The 20,076-nt window shown below is 33.6% G+C and carries 22 protein-coding genes and 1 other RNA gene; 9 read left to right on the top strand and 14 right to left on the bottom strand.

Translation table 11 applies throughout. The features are described from left to right. The first annotated feature begins 59 nt into the window (after window positions 1–59). Complete coding sequence (locus tag ACFEMA_RS08780; protein ID WP_411767767.1) at window positions 60–2,045, top strand: cytochrome c biogenesis protein CcdA; 1,986 nt, start codon at window positions 60–62, stop codon at window positions 2,043–2,045. Here the strand turns inward: ACFEMA_RS08780 and ACFEMA_RS08775 are convergent. Both ACFEMA_RS08775 and ACFEMA_RS08770 read right to left on the bottom strand, forming a co-directional pair. Next, complete coding sequence (locus ACFEMA_RS08775; RefSeq protein ID WP_411767766.1) at window positions 2,035–2,763, bottom strand: nitroreductase family protein; 729 nt, start codon at window positions 2,761–2,763, stop codon at window positions 2,035–2,037. The genes ACFEMA_RS08780 and ACFEMA_RS08775 overlap by 11 nt on opposite strands. A gap of 27 nt (window positions 2,764–2,790) precedes the next feature. Next, a complete protein-coding gene (locus tag ACFEMA_RS08770) occupies window positions 2,791–3,033 on the bottom strand; it encodes a hypothetical protein (RefSeq protein WP_411767765.1) in 243 nt (80 codons plus the stop codon). A gap of 80 nt (window positions 3,034–3,113) precedes the next feature. On the opposite strand from ACFEMA_RS08770, the gene ACFEMA_RS08765 reads away from it, so the two are divergent. Beyond that, window positions 3,114–3,251 (top strand): hypothetical protein, encoded by a 138-nt coding sequence (locus ACFEMA_RS08765; protein ID WP_411767764.1) that lies wholly within the window; start codon window positions 3,114–3,116, stop codon window positions 3,249–3,251. A 23-nt stretch (window positions 3,252–3,274) separates the two neighbouring features. On the opposite strand, the gene ACFEMA_RS08760 is transcribed toward ACFEMA_RS08765, so the two are convergent. After that, window positions 3,275–3,520, bottom strand: coding sequence for a GIY-YIG nuclease family protein (locus ACFEMA_RS08760; RefSeq protein WP_411767763.1), 246 nt, complete (start codon window positions 3,518–3,520; stop codon window positions 3,275–3,277). Between the two features lie 133 nt (window positions 3,521–3,653). Beyond that, window positions 3,654–4,049: a transfer-messenger RNA gene (gene ssrA, locus ACFEMA_RS08755) on the bottom strand. A gap of 127 nt (window positions 4,050–4,176) precedes the next feature. Between ssrA and ACFEMA_RS08750 the strand changes: the two genes are divergently transcribed. Next, the gene (locus ACFEMA_RS08750; protein WP_411767762.1) at window positions 4,177–5,382 is read left to right on the top strand and encodes an NAD(P)-dependent oxidoreductase; all 1,206 of its coding nucleotides are present in this window, start codon (window positions 4,177–4,179) and stop codon (window positions 5,380–5,382) included. Between the two features lie 30 nt (window positions 5,383–5,412). On the opposite strand, the gene ACFEMA_RS08745 is transcribed toward ACFEMA_RS08750, so the two are convergent. The 7 genes from ACFEMA_RS08745 to ACFEMA_RS08715 form a co-directional block, all read right to left on the bottom strand. Beyond that, window positions 5,413–7,737, bottom strand: coding sequence for a T9SS type B sorting domain-containing protein (locus tag ACFEMA_RS08745; protein ID WP_411767761.1), 2,325 nt, complete (start codon window positions 7,735–7,737; stop codon window positions 5,413–5,415). A gap of 197 nt (window positions 7,738–7,934) precedes the next feature. Further along, window positions 7,935–8,591 (bottom strand): DUF1361 domain-containing protein, encoded by a 657-nt coding sequence (locus ACFEMA_RS08740; protein WP_411767760.1) that lies wholly within the window; start codon window positions 8,589–8,591, stop codon window positions 7,935–7,937. Next, a complete protein-coding gene (locus ACFEMA_RS08735) occupies window positions 8,579–8,953 on the bottom strand; it encodes a DUF2809 domain-containing protein (protein WP_411767759.1) in 375 nt (124 codons plus the stop codon). The genes ACFEMA_RS08740 and ACFEMA_RS08735 overlap by 13 nt, the downstream gene beginning before the upstream one ends. A gap of 7 nt (window positions 8,954–8,960) precedes the next feature. Further along, window positions 8,961–9,260 (bottom strand): hypothetical protein, encoded by a 300-nt coding sequence (locus ACFEMA_RS08730; protein WP_411767758.1) that lies wholly within the window; start codon window positions 9,258–9,260, stop codon window positions 8,961–8,963. Between the two features lie 136 nt (window positions 9,261–9,396). Further along, window positions 9,397–10,749, bottom strand: coding sequence for a cell envelope integrity protein CreD (gene creD / locus ACFEMA_RS08725; protein ID WP_411767757.1), 1,353 nt, complete (start codon window positions 10,747–10,749; stop codon window positions 9,397–9,399). Window positions 10,750–10,812: 63 nt separating this feature from the next. Further along, the gene (locus ACFEMA_RS08720; protein ID WP_411767756.1) at window positions 10,813–11,106 is read right to left on the bottom strand and encodes a winged helix-turn-helix domain-containing protein; all 294 of its coding nucleotides are present in this window, start codon (window positions 11,104–11,106) and stop codon (window positions 10,813–10,815) included. A 295-nt stretch (window positions 11,107–11,401) separates the two neighbouring features. Then, the gene (locus ACFEMA_RS08715) at window positions 11,402–12,010 is read right to left on the bottom strand and encodes a hypothetical protein (RefSeq protein WP_411767755.1); all 609 of its coding nucleotides are present in this window, start codon (window positions 12,008–12,010) and stop codon (window positions 11,402–11,404) included. A gap of 95 nt (window positions 12,011–12,105) precedes the next feature. Here ACFEMA_RS08715 and ACFEMA_RS08710 point away from each other — a divergent pair, with 95 nt between their 5' ends. Both ACFEMA_RS08710 and ACFEMA_RS08705 read left to right on the top strand, forming a co-directional pair. Further along, on the top strand, window positions 12,106–12,459 hold the full coding sequence (locus ACFEMA_RS08710) for a hypothetical protein (protein ID WP_411767754.1): 354 nt from the start codon (window positions 12,106–12,108) through the stop codon (window positions 12,457–12,459). A gap of 30 nt (window positions 12,460–12,489) precedes the next feature. Next, on the top strand, window positions 12,490–12,849 hold the full coding sequence (locus ACFEMA_RS08705; protein WP_411767753.1) for a DUF1801 domain-containing protein: 360 nt from the start codon (window positions 12,490–12,492) through the stop codon (window positions 12,847–12,849). Here the strand turns inward: ACFEMA_RS08705 and kdsA are convergent, their stop codons facing one another. Both kdsA and ACFEMA_RS08695 read right to left on the bottom strand, forming a co-directional pair. Beyond that, a complete protein-coding gene (gene kdsA / locus ACFEMA_RS08700) occupies window positions 12,850–13,662 on the bottom strand; it encodes a 3-deoxy-8-phosphooctulonate synthase (protein ID WP_411767752.1) in 813 nt (270 codons plus the stop codon). It abuts the gene before it with no gap. Between the two features lie 23 nt (window positions 13,663–13,685). Beyond that, window positions 13,686–14,240 (bottom strand): hypothetical protein, encoded by a 555-nt coding sequence (locus ACFEMA_RS08695; RefSeq protein ID WP_411767751.1) that lies wholly within the window; start codon window positions 14,238–14,240, stop codon window positions 13,686–13,688. A 199-nt stretch (window positions 14,241–14,439) separates the two neighbouring features. Between ACFEMA_RS08695 and typA the strand changes: the two genes are divergently transcribed. Then, a complete protein-coding gene (gene typA, locus ACFEMA_RS08690; RefSeq protein WP_411767750.1) occupies window positions 14,440–16,239 on the top strand; it encodes a translational GTPase TypA in 1,800 nt (599 codons plus the stop codon). 80 nt (window positions 16,240–16,319) lie between these two features. After that, complete coding sequence (locus ACFEMA_RS08685; RefSeq protein ID WP_411767749.1) at window positions 16,320–16,541, top strand: uroporphyrinogen decarboxylase; 222 nt, start codon at window positions 16,320–16,322, stop codon at window positions 16,539–16,541. 29 nt (window positions 16,542–16,570) lie between these two features. Here ACFEMA_RS08685 and ACFEMA_RS08680 read toward each other — a convergent pair whose 3' ends face one another. Next, window positions 16,571–17,071: a class I SAM-dependent methyltransferase gene (locus ACFEMA_RS08680; protein WP_411767923.1), complete on the bottom strand. Its 501-nt coding sequence runs from the start codon at window positions 17,069–17,071 to the stop codon at window positions 16,571–16,573. A gap of 190 nt (window positions 17,072–17,261) precedes the next feature. On the opposite strand from ACFEMA_RS08680, the gene ACFEMA_RS08675 reads away from it, so the two are divergent. Together ACFEMA_RS08675 and ACFEMA_RS08670 are read left to right on the top strand one after the other, a co-directional pair. Further along, window positions 17,262–19,004: a hypothetical protein gene (locus ACFEMA_RS08675; protein ID WP_411767747.1), complete on the top strand. Its 1,743-nt coding sequence runs from the start codon at window positions 17,262–17,264 to the stop codon at window positions 19,002–19,004. Window positions 19,005–19,065: 61 nt separating this feature from the next. Continuing rightward, window positions 19,066–20,013: a glycosyltransferase family 2 protein gene (locus tag ACFEMA_RS08670; protein ID WP_411767746.1), complete on the top strand. Its 948-nt coding sequence runs from the start codon at window positions 19,066–19,068 to the stop codon at window positions 20,011–20,013. Window positions 20,014–20,076 lie beyond the last annotated feature (63 nt).

Here is a 20,076-nt window from a genome sequence, read left to right as displayed (position 1 = left end):
ACCGTAGTTTTCACTTATTATCTACACAAAAATTACATTTGTGATTTAACGCCTAATTTATGAAGATTAAATCCGCTTACCTACTCAGCATATTTTTTACATTTTTCTTTAGTCTAAGTTTTGCTCAAATACTTGAGCCTGTTAAATGGACTCATAGTGTTGAGAAGCTCTCTGATACAGAATACCAGCTGATTTTTGAAGCATCTATTGATGAAGGATGGTACGTATATTCACAAGAAGAACCAGATGGATTAGGACCGTTGCCTACATATTTTGAATATTCTGAACAAGAGAATAATTACAAGCTAATTGGCACAACAACTGAACCTAATGTGGCTCCAAAATTTGACAAAGTTTTTGAGTTGGATTTGAAAAAATTTGAAAATGAAGCTGAATTTGTTCAAAAGATAGCACTGATTAATTCAGAGCTTAATTTAATTGAGGTAAGAGTAGATTATCAGACGTGTAATGATGAAAAATGTATCCCTATGGATTATGTTTTTAATATCTCCTTAGATGGATCTGAAGTTGAATTAGAAGCTGTTGAGATTGATGAAAGAAGTAAAGCATTGTCCGCTGCCTTGGATTTGGGTGTTACTGGCTGGGATAATTTTGAATCTACAGATAAAGTAGAGCAAAAGAGCAATTTCGGGATTTTTCTATTAGGATTTTTGGGAGGTTTAATTGCATTATTGACTCCTTGTGTATTCCCAATGATTCCCTTAACGGTTTCTTTTTTCACAAAAAGTTCAGGCGATAATAAAAAAGGTATTTTCAACTCCATTTTATATGGCTTTTTTATCTTTTTAATTTACGCTTTACTTAGTCTTCCATTTCATTTAATAGACACATTAGACCCAGAAATTCTGAATAATATCTCAACAAATGTGACGCTCAATATTATCTTTTTCCTGATTTTTATTGCTTTTGCATTTTCGTTTTTTGGATACTATGAATTGACTTTGCCAGCGTCTTGGAGCAATGCTTTAGATAGTAAAGCCAACAAAATAGGAGGATTTATCGGCATCTTTTTTATGGCATTAACATTAGCTATTGTGTCCTTTTCCTGTACTGGACCAATACTAGGAACTTTGTTGGGTAGCTCATTAACGGCTGATGGAGGAGCAACACAATTGTCACTAGGAATGAGTGGTTTTGGTCTGGCATTAGCCTTGCCGTTTACATTGTTTGCCATGTTTCCAAAGTGGTTGAATTCATTACCTAAATCTGGTGGATGGTTGAATACTGTTAAGGTTGTTCTTGGCTTTATTGAACTAGGTTTAGCATTAAAATTCTTGTCTAACGCAGATTTAGTAGAACATTGGGGACTTTTAAAACGCGAAATATTTATTGGACTTTGGATACTTATTGGGATCGGATTGGTACTCTATTTATTCGGTAAGATTAAATTCCCGCATGATGGGCCGCTTAAAAAATTGGGAGGTTTCAGAATTACTACAGCCATCTTATTCTTGGCGTTTGTCCTTTATTTAATTCCGGGAGTGACCAATACTAAATATGCCAACCTTAAATTATTGAGTGGTTTTCCACCACCTTTGTTCTATAGTGTTTATGAAAAATCTTCTGAATGCCCATTAGATCTCAATTGTTATAAAACGATTGAAGAAGGTCTTGAAGCTGCTAAATTAGAAAATAAGCCTATTATGCTCGATTTTACGGGATGGGCATGTGTCAATTGCCGTAAAATGGAAGAGCAGGTGTGGAGTACTTCTAAAGTCTATGATATACTGAGTGATGAATACATTATCATTTCATTGTATGTTGATGATAAAACGTTGTTGCCAAAAGCCGAACAATTTCAATACTTAAGACCATCGGGGACAGTAAAGGACATTGAGACTATTGGTAATAAATGGGCAACGTTGCAGACCAAGAATTTTAAAAATAATTCCCAACCGTACTATGTGTTGGTCAATCATGATATGGAATTGCTAAACGCTACTAGAGCATACACGCCAAATGCAGGGACCTATTATCAATGGTTATTAGAAGGTTTAGGGAATTTTAATACGGTTAAATTTTAAAATACACCTCTTCAAAAGGAATTCTAAATCGTGGACCGTAAATGCCTTTGTCATCTCGGATACCGCAACCAATGATCATATTTATCTCTGCACCTCTGGGTAAATTTAAAATCTGTTTAACCCGTAACGTATCGCTACCTTCCATGGGGCAAGTATCATAGCCAATAGCTGCCATACTTATCATAAAATTTTCTGCTGCCAACCCTGCACTTTTATGCGCCACAATACGCATATCGCTTTCCCTGGCTTGACGGTAAATAGGTTTAAACAATCCAACAATTTGGAATATAAAATATTTGATATAGCCTAAAATCCCCAAAAAATCTATGTAAACAGTTGGGATCAACTTACTGTAATAGTTGGTGGCCATTTTCTTCCGTTTCTCTTCACGCTCAGTTAGGTTTGGTTTGCTATATACTCTTTTCAGAAATTCGATATTTGCTTTGGCACGTTGTCGCCATAAATCTTTTCGTGTAACAATGACAACGAGCTGTTGCGCCGTTTTAGCTGCATTTTGCCCAAAGCAAGCGTATGCCATTTTTTTTAAAATAGTATCATCAGTGATATGATAGAATTCCCAAAGTTGTAGATTGCTGCTCGTTGGTGCCAAAGACGCATTATACAAGCACTGTTTTACTTTTTCGGTATCGATGGGTTGGTCTTTGTAAACTCGGGTTGAGCGGCGATAAGCTATAGCTTCGGTAACGGTTTTTTCCATTTTAGAAAATTAATGGAAAATAAAAGCTTACACAAAGAGAAGCTGATATAATTTATCACCAACTACATAACCAAGGCTTAGCACAAGCGGATACCCAATAAATAACCAGAGGTAATCAAAAGCAGAGATGATTTTAAAAGCTGACCATCCTTGACTTGATAACATTTCAATAAAGTCGTACCATGACTTTAATCCAAGTTTAATAATTAAACCATTTGCTAAAACAGCTGTGATGAGGATGCAAAGGCCAATGAGATAGAGTCTAACCATGATAGTGTTAAAAATAATCGGTTTTAGGGCAATTCTTAATAGTTAAGGGACTTAATTTTACCTAAAATAATATTAAAATTATGGAAAAACTTTTAAGAATCATTGGTGCGGCTTGGGGAGCAAAGAAAATTGGTGGAGGAAAATGTGGGTGTTTCGGAACTATTATCGTGTTTTTAATCCTCTATTGGTTATTGGGTTATGTGTTTAAGGTGTTTTGAGAGTTTTACTTTCAAAATCTACCTTATACTAATCGCTTATTCCTAAAAGCAATTCCCGAACCTGTTTTAAGATACCTTTCAAAATCATAGGCTTTTTGCTTGTTTTCAAACTGTGTTAAACATATTAATGTAACAGGTAATCTATTTTTAGTATAATGAACCTCCCCTTTGTTATGTGATTTTAATCTGTTTTCAACATTTGTAGTATAACCAGTATAATAGGTGTTATCAGAGCATTTTAAAATATAAACAGTATATGGTAACCTCATAAAGTTTGATTTATTTAAATTTATGAATTTTTGTGGACACGTCCACCGAAGCTCTTGTCATAAATAATAATTGAACTGTAAAAATTAATAAGCCCTACTTCGCTTTTCGTTTCCTCAAAGCTTCGTAGGGCAAAGGTGGAGTCGGAGAGAATCGAACTCTCGTCCAAACAAGTAACCAAAGCGCTTTCTACATGTGTATTCTTTTATTGTTTTTTCGATGTTAAGCTGGCAAAAGACAACCTACTCAACACTTATCTTCTAAATCTCGAAAGGGTAACAAAGCACTACCCAATCTTGGTTAATTTTTACGATGCCTCTAATAAGAACGCCACTAACCAGGGCTTTCTGGAGACATTTAGCCTTCCTACCTAGTAGGAACTAGCACAATCTTACTATAATTCAGATTACGCAGCTAAAGCGTAGTTATTCTCGCCGTTTAAAAGTTTGACTCAGCCTTTTACGTGTATCAAAGTCATTACACGACATGCTTACGATTTAATTAATCTCGCTGTCAAAACCAGTCGACCCCAATTAAATTGATAAGATGGCGAAGTTACAAAAAAAGTTGTGCAACCTCTTAATTCCATTTATTTTCGTGCAAAATCTATTCCATTCTATTTTATTGGAAAAAATGTCATATTTAAGTATTGAGAATTATGAAATTTGCTATCATAAAAGAACGTAAAAGTCCACCTGATCGTCGTGTGGTATTCTCACCAGAAAAATTGGCTGAGGCCAGAAAGCAATTTCCGGATGCTGAATTTGTGGTGGAATCTTCAGATATTCGAATTTTTTCTGATGAAGCCTATTCTAAATTGGGTTTTGAGGTCACTGATGATGTCTCGGATTGTGATGTGATGATTGGAGTGAAGGAAGTGCCTATAGAACACCTTATTCCCAATAAAAAATATTTTTTCTTTTCACATACAATAAAAAAACAACCGTATAATAGAGACTTACTAAAAGCCATTCTAAACAACAATATTGAATTGTATGACCACGAAACCATAGTAAAACAGAATGGAGCACGATTGATTGGCTTTGGAAGATATGCTGGTCTTGTTGGTGCCTATAACGGTTTAAGGGCTTTAGGGCTTAGAGATCATTTATTTGAATTACCAAAGGTTGAAACACTATCGGATTTAAATGAGGTGAAATCTGAATTGGATAAAATAACGATTCCCAACATCAAAATTTTATTATCAGGCACAGGTAAGGTTGCAAAAGGTGCTAAGGAAATTTTAGACCATTTGAAAATTAAAGAAGTCAGCGACGCTCTATATTTAACCTCAGAGTTTTCTGAGCCTGTGTATTGTTTGGTGGATGTTATGGAATATGCTAAAAGAACTGATGGTAAAGTGGGTAATAGATCTGAGTTTTATAAGGACCCTTCGGGATATGAAAGTAATTTTATGCCTTATGCTAAACAAACAGATTACTTTATAGCAGGTCATTTCTATGGAAATAACGCACCGTATTTGTTTACAAGAGCCGATGCTAAGCATCCAGATTTTAAAATAAATTTAGTGGCTGATATTTCGTGCGATATTGATGGACCTGTAGCGAGTACAGTCCGTCCTTCAACCATTGCTAAGCCTTTTTATGGTTACGACCCCAGTACGGAATCTGAAGTTCCTTTTGATGCCAAGGATGCCATTACGGTTATGGCTGTGGATAACTTGCCATGTGAGCTTCCCAAAGATGCCAGCGAAGGTTTTGGGGATTCCTTTTTAGAGTATGTGATTCCTTCATTTTTTAATGCTGACAAAGACGGCATTTTAAAGCGTGCTAAGATTACCGAAAATGGTAACTTGACTAAGCGTTTTAGTTACCTTCAGGGCTTTGTGGATGGGAGGGAATAATCTAATTTTATTAGGAAATCTTATATTGTTTTATCGCTTAAGAGTGAAATGGCCAAAATGTGTGTTCCCGTTAGATCTTACTACTTTAAACCAATAGTCTGATGTAGGCATTGGTGTACCATTATAATTTCCATCCCAACCTCTATCGTAGAATAACATTGTATGTAATAGTTTTCCGTACCTATCATATATCTCAATTTCTATGTCTTCATCTCTTGCAGAATTGATAACCTTCCAAAGGTCATTAACTCCATCTCCATTTGGGGTGAAGAATTTATCATAATAAAGCAAAAATAACGTCTCGCTTTCGGTTACTTGAAGGCAGTTAGCATCTCTTACATAAACACGATAGTCATCAAGAGGTAAGTTTCCAAAAATATTAGAAGGTTGATAATTGATTCCATCAATGGAGTATTCATAAACTCCTTGGCTTTCCATAATTACTTCAATAGAATTCTGTTCAGAACTCCAGTCAATAACATTTATTTCACCAATAACAGGAAGCCCAACATCTCCTTCTTTCACAGTAATATTTTTTGTAGACTCACAGGTAAAATCACCAAAATCTTTTATAACACTTAAAATATACAAACCAGGAGTATCAATACTTATAGATTGAGTTGTCTCGCCAGTAGACCATTCGTAACTAATAAAACCATCAGGAGCATTTAAATCTATTGGTTTTTTGTTGCAGATATATTGTATATCGGGCATATCGATTTCTATAAACTCTGGTGTAACAATTTTAAAACTATCAATTGTGTAGCATGTTGAATTAATCAAATTTTCAACTCTTACCCAAATAAATGTTGAACCGATATCTGGCGTAAAATCTATGATTTCATTACTACTCAATAATGCGTCCGATTCTGAGAAATAATAACCTACCCTGAATACACTTGAATCTAATCCATTTAAAATATCTGTATCATAATTATTCAATATTAGTGTAACATCCTGAGAACATTCATAAATATCATTTGGCGATGCAATTGTTGGTGAGGCGTAAATTGTAATTTCATCGGAATCAGAATAAGCCAGATTTCCTCTATCATCATACACCTCGACAGAAACAATATATGTACCATAATCGGCATATGTGTGCAGTATATTAGACCCTTCTGCGATTGTACCATCTCCCAAATCCCAATTATAAGTTGCTCCTACAAGAGATGTTTCATAGTTAAATTCTGTAGTTTCCCCTTCGCAGATATTGGCAAATGAAATGCCTTCGGGATACTTTGGTGATAAAAATGTTGGTAAATCCAATAAATTATCACCGCTTAGACCTAGAACATTAACTCTATAATTACAATCTTCACCTAAGGAGTTAGGGTTATTTATAGCGCCTATAAAGGATTCACCTCTCTGATTGCTAAATATAGTTCCATCTGGGCCTCTTTTTAAATATGGGTAAGTGGCATTTTCTGTTGTTACATCATATCTAGGTGGAATATTTTCAAGGTCAGATATATCATATTGTTGAATACCTGAATTGAAATACGTTGTATAAAGAACCTTACTATTTGATGAAAACTCAATACCTGTAAAAGGTCCAGAATCAATTGTTTCGTCTATTTCTTCCTCTTCGTATATTAAGTCTAATTTACCTGTTAAGTCATCAAATTTAAGTAAGAACAATTTTCTCAAAAGAGGAAAACCAGCAGCAATTAACTCGTTATTCGGTGATATTTCCATTACACCATAATTCCCAGCATTCCCATCAAAAAAATCAACACCCTCTGTAGAGGTAATCGGTGATGTAGAGATGCCATTTTCTGTTATTAAGAAAGAGTGGTAAACACGATTACGAAGACATATTAACCATACGTCCTTACCATTGGCATGTCTTGCTGTGACCATGTGTTGTCCAACATCGTTTGCCATTAAAATATGAGTTTTATTCGGTACTAACCCTCCCAATCCATTATCTAAAGACATATCGACAAGTGTGTAGCTTAATCTTTTTTTAAGACCATCTTGGATAGTTATAAAGACATAATAGCGATTAGGGTTACCTGGATCTCTTGCAATAGCTGCTTGTGATTCCCAAAAAGCATACTCATCAGTTGGTGAATTTAGCATGTTTTGATGTAATCTATTCTTAAATATCCTACCGTCAGAATAGAACATAAGGTTACCATCTTGATCATTTGCACATATAATATTATCTGGACCTTCTATAATACCAAAAGCTATCCTTCTTTCGATGGTGTTATCTCCAAGACTAGAATAGTTGTTGCCATCAAATTGCATTCCTGCGAGCATTCCAAAATACCATTGATTTCTTTCCTTTTGGGCATATACGCAACAAAAAAACAATGAAATGGTTAGTAATAATATGGTTTTGCGCATTTAAGGTGATCTTCGTTTATATGCTACTAAATTTGAATATGATTAATATCAATAAAGAAATAAAAATATAGTAAATATTATATATTTAATTAATTCATGGTTGTGATGTAATTTTGTTAGGTTAACTGTTTTAATGCAAAAATTATACCTAAAATATTAATATTTAGGAAACTAAAATTTTAGAGATATAAGATTGTTCAATTTTTTACTCTATAATGAGTTGATATAAAAAAAACGAAATACAGAAACAATCCAAATCCAAAAGTAAAAAGCCAAACTTCAATATTTTCGTAAGGAGCTATGAAAATTACCAGTATATCAGAAATTAAATGCTGTGGCTGACTTATTATTTCCCAAGAATTGTAACGTAGATATCTTCCAAGATATACTCCAAAAGCAGAAAGAAATATTAGTATAAAAGTTACTGTATTTAATGGGATAGATTTAAAGTGCTTCTTAAGAATATTTTGCATATCTATTAATGATAAATAGAAGAGAACAAGCCCCGATAGAGAAAAAGACAGAAGAACAATAATATCTAACCAGAGTAGATGTGTGTTAGCAACTCTAAGGTGTAAAAAATCTGTGATAATGTATGGAGCATTGGGTAGAAACAGTAGCCAGATTATAAACCAAAGTACAAGCTTGTAATGTTTTAGGGACTTGGTATTGATGTACATGGTTATGGCATAAGGAATAATGGCTAAGAAAATGTTCCATACTAAAAAGAGGTAGAAAAACGATTTATTCAATTTTACCCGAATCATAAGAATAATAAGGCTAAAAGTTAGCGCACTTGTGATTATGGATAAGGTTTTGAACTTTGTTTTTATTATTGATTTTAGTGTTTCCATAGTTTGTATTCTATAATTAGTACGGTGCAAATTCCAAGTGTGTAGGCAAGGAGATCAGCAAATTGAAATGTAGTTCCTAAAACAAGTTTGGCTAGAGAATTATCTTCAAGATTCATCCATTTAATGAGGGAGAAGTATTGGACTGCCTCTATACTAAATGCGATGAATAAACTTATGATAGCTGTAGCTTTTACGCTAATATCAGTAAAAGATTTAATGAATGTATAAACTAAAATCACCGCAATAAAGTCTCCAAAAGTATGCCTTATAAACCCTGTTTTTAAGTACAATGCAATACTGATTTCTATAATTAATAAAACACAAGAAATGATAAGGTATGTTTTGTTGAGTTTAAGTTTCATAATTGTATTATGCTATTATCAGTGCTATAATAAAATAAAAAATAGCTATTGGTATATTTAATAATATTCGACCTAAAACTTTGAATAATCGCATTCTAAAACGGCTATAAACTATGGCAGCTGAAATAATAAGTACAACGATTAAAGCATTCCAAATAAATCCATAGTAAACAAATAATTCAGTTAACCTTAATGTTAATTTAAAATTTGGGAAGCACATTGTCCATATAAATAGAACACTCCCAAGACTAAGACTGATTGCAGCAGTATAGCGTCCAATTTTATCAAGAAGTTTTATTAATTTCATTATGACCAAGATTAGGTTAAAAGAGGTTTCCTAAGAAGTATCCAGCTCTGTCATTTCGAGCGTAGTCGAGAAAGTTAAGAAATTGAATTTCAATACAATTCGACTACGCTCAATGTGATAGAATACTTTTTGATTTTTAGTGATTATTCCAATCAATTTTTCTTGACACGCACATTACACTTGCAAGGATTAAAAAGAGCCCGATACTACCTACTAAAAGCGCATAATTTTCAAGTTGAATTATAACATAAATGAAGGTGTAAAGTATGGTTAATGAAGATCCTATGAATAATGTAAAACGTACCGATTTTAAAATGGATTTAGAATATAGAGTAATAAGTGTTATCACAGAAATTCCTGCAATTAAATACGCTTTTAAAAAAGTGCTGTGCTCAGAAATTGAAATTAATAGTGTATAGAACATTATCAATCCAAGCCCAATCATTAAATACTGGAAAGGATGGATGCTAATTTTGCTTAATGTTTGTATAAGAAAGAAGATTAAAAAGGTCAACCCTATGACTAAAAAACCATATTTGGCCGAACGTTCACTTTTTTGATAGTCATCGACTAGGATTACAAATTTGGTGCCGAAGGCAAATTCTTCAAGATTTGGAATACTTTTCAGGTAATTTTGAGAAAAGGGTCTGTTAATGGATAGGACTTTCCAATCAGCAGTGAAACCATTTTCTGTAATGCTTCTGGTTTCATCATCGGGAGAATAGCCTCCTATAAATCCTGGATCAGCCCAATTTGAATCCATTGACATTGAGGTTGATTTACCTACAGGAATAATTTGAAGCTGCTCACTACCGTCGTAACTTATCTTCATATCGTAAGTAATCTTTTTTTCTAATAGAGTTTCATCAATAAAACTAGTTTCAAGCTCATCGAGTTGTCTAAAACGATTTTTTCTATCTGAAAAATTTGTTTCAAAATCATAAGACTTACCATTAAGGTTTATAGATATATCAGTCTTAATGCCTTTAAGATTCGTGGTTTTCAATACAAAACTTGCTTTTGACCAAATAATGTTTTCATTCTTTATGCCTTTATTTTCAAGATTTGGAATATCAAATGAGCCATTTAAAGCCATGTCTGCAGTATAAACTGCTGTTTCAAAATTCCCTAAATGTTGTGTTTTGGATTTTACGGATGACTTTACATTTAGTTCTTCTGGAAAAATGTATGTATAATTTAATTCTGACTTCGTCTCAGTGCTATAGGCTTTTGTTTGATCGTTATAGACTTGAGTCTCGATATAAGTCATATAAGGCAGTTTTAATATAGGGCCATAGACCAGAACTTCTGTTCCCCATTTTGTATTAATTTCACTAATGACATCTTGTTGTCGATTAGCCCTCTCAGAAATTAAAATGTTAACATAGGTAAGTGGAATAAGTAGTAATAACACTAATGCCCCTACAATAAGCATACGAGCGGTAATTGAGTTTTTTAGCCAATGTCCGAATTTGTTTTGTTTTTCCATGATGTATTTGTTAAAGTTTGAAAGTACTTTGTATTTCAAAGTGAATGATTAAAAAAAAATGTGTTATGATTTATTTATTAGTTTTTCAAGAGCTTCGATATGTTTTTTAAATTCTGCTTTTCCCAACTTAGTAACACTATAACGTGTGTTTGGTTTTCGTCCAATAAATTGCTTTTCCACTAAGATATATTCTGCCTTTTCCAAAGCTTTTGTATGACTTGCTAAATTGCCATCTGTAGCACCCAGCAGTTCCTTTAGTGTATTGAAATCAGCATATTCATTTACCATTAAAACAGACATGATACCGAGTCTTACCCTATGATCAAAAAGTTTATTTATGTTAGTGATTATACTCATATTACTTCCTGCGAAAGCAGGAATCTTATTTTTTAATTAGATACTTTTTAAAAATTTTATATATAAAATATGCTATTAAAATAATATTAATAATAACTAGTAAATAATATGAAATAAATGCTACCTTTTCAATTAAACTCATGCTCTGTAAACTGAAATATTCACCTTTACTTTCAATATAAGTACCTTCATAATTTATTATCACTAAGCCAATAATTAAGTATAGTATTATATCTACTACAATTATTGAAAAAGCCCACCCAATTCTATTCAAAAATCTTTTTGCGACTACCAACTAGCTTCTATCATATTTAAAATGCATCCAAGTACCATAAACAATATGCATAACACCAAAACCAAGCACCCAAAGCCAAAAACCATAACCAGGGTAAAGTGCACAAATTAACCCTAATGCAACTTGTATGTAACCTAAATATCTAATATCACCAATGCTAAACTTGGAGGCGTTAATTAATGCTAATCCATAAAAGATAAGCATCAATGCTCCAGTTTGTCCATATTTTTGTTGGTTTAGAATGATTAAAATGTAAAGCCCTCCAACAACTAATGGTATTAAAAAATTAAAAACTAGTCGGCGTGATGAGCTATCCCAAATTTTCTCGCCGTTTTTCTTTGCTTTTCGTGTCGTTAAAAATATACCAGTGATAACACTTAAAAATGCAATTAAGAAGAGTATTAGCATAACAGTTCTAAATATCCACCCGTTGAGTAGGAGTGTTCCATCACTATATTCAACTACTAACCAGTATGCAGCAGCAGCACCAATCAATGCATATACTCCTGCCATTATCCCCGATAAACCACTTAAAGAAATAAACCGTGATGATTTATTCATTAAATTTTTGATTTCAGAAATGTCTTTTAAATAATCTTCACTACTCATGTTAAAGTACTTTGAAATACAAAGTAAAATAAATAATTCCTTTTCTACAAAAGAAAATTCATTAATTTTATAAAAACAACAAAAAAAAGAGAATCATGATCGGACTTCTATTAACTATTGCAAACATTGCTGGTGGCATCCTTTTAGGATTAGCCACATTAGATAAATGGGATGGAGAAAGTAATTTCTTTAATAAGATAGCAGGATTTTTAGCACCCTTTCAAACTATAATAGGTGGGGCTTTAGTTATTCTTCCTTTATTTTCATTTTGGAGTGGACTTTTATATAACAGTATAAGTATGCTCGGGGGATTTTTGCTGCTAACGCATGTGTTCGGCAAAATACCATCACTAGAAGAGTCGCTTCATAAATTTTCTGATAAATTAAGTCCATTTAAAGCTATTATAGGTATAGCTATCTTAATCATAGGAATTCTAAGAATTTTTTAAGACGCTTTGAACCCTGCAGAAGCATATATTTTGAGTAAGCCTGAGCCTTATAAATCCATATTGCTGCAACTTCAAGCAATTATTGAAGCAGTGGCACCACAACCAGAATTGTTATTTAAATGGAAACTGCCATTTTATTACTGCAATGGTATTCCCTTATGCTATCTTAACCAATCTAAGGATTACGTGGATTTGGCATTTTGGCATGGTGAAAAACTACCTAAGTTTAAAGAACACTTTATTTCTGAAAAACGAAAAACGGTAATGTCCTTAAGTTATAAATCGGTTGAAGATATTAATGATGAGGTTGTTGTTTATGTAATTGAACAACTGCTGAAAATCAATACCAACCCGTTTAAATTAATTTTGAGTGGGACGTATAAAAAGTGATTAAAAACTGGTTACTGTTTTTCTGATCGCAACTAAATTCTTTAATAAACCCTCAAGATTGTCTAGGTGCAACATATTGGCTCCATCACTTTTAGCATTAGCCGGATCAAAATGGGTCTCGATGAATAATCCATCAACATTATTCACGACACCAGCTCTCGCGATCGTTTCAATCATATCTGGTCGTCCACCTGTTACCCCAACACTTTGATTAGGTTGTTGCAAAGAATGCGTGACATCTAAAACTGTAGGAGCAATGTTTCGCATTGTGGGAATACCTCTAAAATCGACAATCATATCTTGGTATCCAAACATAGTGCCTCTATCTGTTATCCAAGCCTTTTCATTACCTGCATCTTTTACTTTTTGGACGGCATGCTTCATAGATTCTGGACTCATAAATTGTCCCTTTTTCAGGTTGACAACCTTCCCAGTTTCTGCAGCCGCAACAACCAAGTCTGTTTGTCGGACTAAAAACGCAGGAATTTGTATCACATCCACATATTCTGCTGCCATGGCGGCATCAGAAGATTCATGAATGTCTGTAATGGTGGGCACATCAAAAGTTTCTGAAACTTTACGTAGAATTTTTAATGCTTTTTCACTGCCAATTCCGGTAAAGCTGTCGATACGACTGCGATTTGCCTTTTTAAAACTTCCCTTAAAAACATAAGGTATTTTTAAGTTATCAGTGATGCTAACGACACGCTCTGCAATTCGTAATGCCATATCTTCACCTTCAATAGCGCAAGGCCCGCACAGCAAAAAGAAATTATTAGAATCGGTATGTTTTAATTTAGAAATCTTGTTCATATTATATTAATTATTTCCGCGCATTAGTTTGTTAATACATATTCAACATTAACTATTTCAAAAGTTTCAGGTGGAAGACCTAAATCTAATGAGCTTTCTTGATCATAAGTTAAAATACAGTTTGAACTTGCCGGAATTTCATAGCAAGGAACACTGGCATAATTAGAGAAACTTCCCGAAAATTCTGAATTTGGTGTAACAACTGTTAGTTTTGGGATACCAGTTGCATTAAAATCATTATTGTTATTGAGTTGAATTTCGAATTGGAGTATAGAAGTATTGTTTCCAGTATCTGGAACGAAATTAAAACTTAAAATTTCATAAGTAAAATTTTCAAGTACAGGTGCTTCAATAATATCTGGAACATCAGACTCTTCAAAGTTACAAGGGACTTCTTGTGTTATTTCATTAGTATAACTCTGATTACCTACAAAATAGACCTGAGGAATGGTAATTGTTTTTGTACAATCATCATCGGAGGGGCAACTTAAGAGTGACAAAGAAAAAAATACACAAACAGTAATCTTAATGTTTCTTATGTTTAATTGCTGCAATGAAATCAAAATTCTTTCGTTCAAAAGTTATGCCGCAAAGATAGTATTTAAAATTCTGCTTTCAGACTATTTTTTATATCCAGCATTTGTAGTTGAAAAGGCTATTTATTAGATAAAAATACTAACCTAAACTATCAAAGTTTTAGCAGTTCATAATAATAACAATTATTTAACGCAAAACCGATATTATGCCGTACATTTGCGCGCTTAAAATCAGCATCTCATGGATACGATTAAAAACATTGCAATTATTGCTCACGTTGACCACGGTAAAACAACTTTGGTTGATAAGATTATGTACCACTGTCAACTGTTTCGTGAAAACGAGAATACAGGAGACTTAATTTTGGATAATAACGACTTGGAACGAGAAAGAGGTATAACCATTACCTCAAAGAACGTTTCAGTAGTATATAAAGACACTAAAATCAACATTATCGACACACCTGGTCACGCCGATTTTGGAGGAGAGGTAGAGCGTGTATTAAACATGGCAGACGGTGTGTTGTTATTGGTAGATGCTTTTGAAGGGCCAATGCCACAGACACGCTTTGTGCTTCAAAAAGCTATTGATTTAGGTTTAAAACCATGTGTTGTTATCAATAAAGTTGATAAAGAAAACTGTACTCCAGAGGAAGTCCATGAAAAAGTATTCGATTTAATGTTTGAATTGGGCGCAGAAGAATGGCAATTAGATTTTCCGACAGTATATGGATCAGCCAAGAATAACTGGATGAGCGATGACTGGCAAAATGAAACTGAAAATATCGAACCCTTATTGGATATGGTCATTGAGCATATCCCTGAGCCAAAAATTGAGGAAGGTTCAACTCAAATGTTAATCACATCCTTAGATTTCTCTTCATTTACAGGGAGAATCGCTATCGGAAGATTAACACGAGGAGACTTAAAAGTAGGACAGCAGATCTCTTTGGTAAAAAGAGACAGATCAATCGTTAAGAATAGAATTAAAGAGCTTCACATTTTTGAGGGCTTAGGTCGTAAGAAAGTTGATGAAGTGCAGACTGGAGATATTTGTGCTATAGTTGGGTTAGAAGGTTTTGAAATTGGTGATACGGTTGCTGATTTTGAAAACCCTGAAGGTCTAAAGACCATTGCCATTGATGAGCCCACAATGAGTATGTTGTTTACGATTAACGATTCACCTTTCTTCGGAAAAGATGGCAAGTTTGTGACATCGAGACATATCAAAGATCGTTTGACAAAGGAATTAGAAAAGAACTTGGCATTACGTGTTGAAGAAACCGATAGTGCAGATAAGTTTATGGTATTTGGTCGTGGCGTATTACACTTATCTGTTTTAATTGAAACGATGAGGCGTGAAGGTTACGAGCTTCAAATTGGTCAGCCACAAGTAATTATTAAAGAGATTGATGGTGTAAAATGCGAACCTTTTGAGGAAATGACTATTGATTTACCAGAACATGTTTCAGGTAAGGCAATCGAGATGGTGACTATGAGAAAAGGTGAGATGATAAGCATGGAAGCAAAAGGGGACCGTATGGTTTGTCAATTTATTGTGCCATCTCGTGGAATTATTGGTTTAAGAAACCAGTTATTAACCGCAACAGCAGGTGAGGCTATTATGGCACACCGTTTTAAAGAATACCAACCATTAAAAGGTGGTATTCCTGAGCGTCAAAATGGATCATTGGTGTCTATGGAAAATGGTCAAGCCATTCCTTATTCTATTGATAAATTACAAGACCGTGGTAAGTTTTTCGTTGATCCAGGTGAAGATATTTATGAAGGTCAAGTGATAGGTGAAAATTCTCGTGGTGATGATATGACGGTTAACGTGACTAAAACTAAAAAGTTAAGTAACGTGCGTTCATCAGGTGCTGATGATAAAGCTAAAATTGTACCTGCAATTAAGTTTTCTTTAGAAGAAGCCTTGGAATATATTCAGAAAGATGAATATGTAGAAGTCACTCCAAATTACTTACGTTTACGCAAAATCTTCTTAAAGGAGGTTGACCGTAAAAGAAATAAGACGATATAAGTTAATAGAAATTATTGGAAATAAAGTGAAAGAGAAATGCAGTTGTGTGTTTCTCTTTTTCATGTAAAATCATTTGAGATATGGAATTATTTGGAATAACCGGAACAGAATATATAGGTTATTTAGCTTCGTTAATGGTACTACTCTCTTTTACTATGAAAGACATTATAAAACTAAGAGTAGTAAATATGACTGGTTGTATTCTCTTTGTTATTTATGGATTTTTAATGCCAACGATTCGTATTGGGTTGCCTATCATCATTGCAAATGTCGCCATTTTCGGAGTCAATCTATACCACTAGTATAATTACAAAAAAACTGAAATTAACTCCTAACGGCATTCCATAATTATTGATGTATATGGAATTCTAAAGTACGATTCATCGATATAGCTAGATACATGTACAAACACTTGTTCTGCCAAAGTAGTGTACTCATCCTGTGTCCTTACAAATTCTCCTCGATCTTTATCTAAGAAAAAACGAGCTATTTTATTTTGATTTTTGGTATAACACCCATCCATTGAAACGAATTTCCCTCCTGGCTTCAATGCTTTTTTTGCAACTTCAAACAATTGTATACAAGCTTTGTCATTGAGGTGATGTAAGACTCCCGCAGCACTCACAATATCATAGGTTCCTATGTCATTCAGTTCTAAAGATGAAATATCAGAACATATAAACCGTGCTTTATCCCCATAATTGGACATCGCCTGATTAATATAGTCTTGGTCAATGTCAACACCTGTATAGTCTACTTTTGGTAAAAATTCTAGCATATACCCAGGGCCACAACCAATGTCCAATATTTTTTGATCTTGCTCAGCATTGATGTTTTTTTCAACAAAAAGAAATCTAGCTCTATATCCTCCGACCAGTTTTTGATACGTAGTATAAATGATAGGGTTTTCTAAGATTCTTCTAAAGTCTATGATTATTGCTGTTTAAAGTTTAAGCTAAATTAAAAGAATTTATATCTTACCTCTTTAAATTAAGCACAAATTAGCTAACCAAATACTCTACATGATTCATTGGATTAAAAACAAGCCATTTATTGTTGTTTTAGCATGTGTTATTTTCATCCAATTGATACTTGCCTTTCAAGGTTTTGACGTTTGCGATGACGGCTTTGCATTAACATTTTATCAGCAGTTTTTTAATGATCCGTCGTCCGTAGAATATAATTTTGTGTATTGGTTATCTGGCCTATTCGGAGGACTTTGGTATCAATTATTTCAAGGTGGAGGGATTCTTTGGTTTAAGATATTAGCTTTAATAGTCAATTCATTAACTTTTAGTTTCGCCTATTTAATTCTGAAAAACTACATCAAGACCAGTTATCTGTTAATCGGGTTGTGTATGGTGCTCTTTGCAAACGATTTTGGATTCTTGGTGTTTTACAATAATCATCTTACCGCTTTGTTATCTGTTTTAAGCGTTTATTTTTTGCATAAAGGTTTAGTTTCCAATACTGCAAGGTATGTGTTATTCTCAGGGTTTATAATTGGTCTGAATATTTTTACACGTTTGCCCAATTTATCCCAATTGGCTTTGGTTCTCGTAATCCCTACTTGGTACTATATACAATCTGTTTCTTTAAAAAAATCAATAAGAGAGACTGGTCTATTTTTAGCAGGAAGCATTGTCGGTATTTTATTGGTTTTAGCTTTGCTAATAGTACTTGGGCAGTTTGGTATTATGAAAAATGTCTTATCGACGGTGTTTAACTTAGGAACAGCAAGTGATAGTGGGCATAATATGAACGCATTATTAAGCGGATATTTCTACAACTATTTAAAAGTCGCAAAATACACAGGGGCATTATTGGGTTATTTGGTTTTAGCTGTTTTGGTTGCTATAAAATTTAGAAGATTGGTGTTTATTCAAATGTCAATTAAAATCATTACTGCAATTTTATTTGCCATTTGGATTCAAAAAGCGGCAATTCACGGAATTTATGGATTGGGTTACATTGGCATATTTGGAATTCTATTATTCGAAAAGAATAATAAAGCATTAAAACTACTTACCGTAATGGCTTTTGTTCTTCAGTTTTTATTGCCTTTTGGTAGCGGTGGCGGAATGAAGTCAAGTGGTTATATGGCAATTTGGCTTTCCATTCCCCTATTTTTTTACGCCTTATATAATGCTCCAAAATGGATATCTGCTAACACAAAATTTATTCATAATTCAGAGTTTTTCAAAATTGAAATAAGAACTATAGCCACATTGTTTGGTGTCATTTTTCTTTGTTATAAGGCATATAAAATGTCTTTTAATGCTTATTTCGACCAAGGACCGCGATGGGAAAAAAATTATACAATTAATAGTGACTTAGCTAAAGGTATTTATACTAAGGAACGGAGAGCCAAAATCATTAATGATGGCTTAGAGCATCTCAAACTATTTGTTGAACCTAATGATTATTTGCTGGCGTATGATAAGGTTCCTATGCTTCATTTTTTAACAGAAACACGTCCCTATGCTTACAATTCTTGGCCGTGGATTTATGATAGTGATAGTTTTAAAGATAAACTTTCAGAAGCAGAAAATAATATTGAAGAATTACCGGTTATTATTCAGCAAAAGTTTGAGACTATATATAAATTCTCAGAGCCGATTTCAGATTATATGTCTTTAGACAGAGAAAATGATAATTTCTTCAACACGTCACGTACAAAAGTGATGTTAGATTTTATAAGCAGACATAACTATAAAATCGTGTGGTCAAATGACTATTTCAACATCTATAAAACAGAAGAGTAATTTATAAATTGCTATTCAATTGTAAATGCTTTATTTTGCCTTCTAAAGCTTTCTATTTAATATGCCAACTATAGGGGTTATTATTCCGGTTCATAACGAAGAACAAAACTTACTGGATCTTTATAAAAGATTGAAAGGGGTTTTGAGTTCTATTGATGATGACCACGAACTTATCTTTGTCAATGACGGTAGTTCTGATAATTCCTTAGAACTTATTTTAGGGCTCTCAAAGCAAGATGAATCCGTTTATTATATAAATCTATCTCGCAATTTTGGACACCAAATAGCTGTTTCTGCTGGTTTAAATTATAGTAAGGCAGACGCAGTTGTAATTATAGACTCAGACCTTCAAGACCCTCCAGAGTTGATTAACAAACTGTTTTCGGAGTATAAAAACGGATATGATGTGGTCTATGCTAAAAGGCGAAAGCGAGATGGGGAGGGAGCTCTAAAAAAAGGTACTGCTAAGTTGTTTTATAGGGTTCTAAGGAAATTAGTCCCGTTCGAAATCCCTATTGACACGGGTGATTTTAGATTGATTTCCCAAAAAGTAGTTAAGTCATTAAACACAATGCCCGAACAAAATAAATTTTTACGTGGACAAATAGCCTGGTTAGGTTTTAAGCAGACCTATGTGTTTTTTGATAGAGATTCGCGCAAAAAAGGAGAGACAAGCTATTCTTACAGTAAAATGTTTAGATTGGCTTTTGATGGTATTACTGGTTTTTCTGACAAACCATTAGCTTTGGTTACTAAATTAGGGTTTATCATTTCCTTTGTCGCTTTTATGTTTATAATGTTTGCCATATTCTCTCATTTTGTTCTTAAGGAGACAATTACAGGGTGGACGTCGATTATTGTTAGTGCCAGTTTCTTGGGAGGCATTCAATTATTTTCCATTGGGATTATTGGTGAGTACATCAGTAGGATAAACCGTAATGTACAAAACAGACCATTGTATATTATAGAAGCAACAAATTTGAAGAACAGCGAAGACAAAAACTCATAAACGTATCTATAAAATACAACCATATACGCTAGAATTAAATGAGCAATGGAACGCTTTCATTGA

Origin of the sequence: Winogradskyella sp. A3E31, from assembly GCF_046720935.1 — a bacterium.
In the GTDB taxonomy this organism is placed as follows: Bacteria; Bacteroidota; Bacteroidia; order Flavobacteriales; family Flavobacteriaceae; genus Winogradskyella.
The sequence above is the reverse complement of the archived record's forward strand: the minus strand, read 5'-3'. Positions and strand labels throughout refer to the sequence as shown.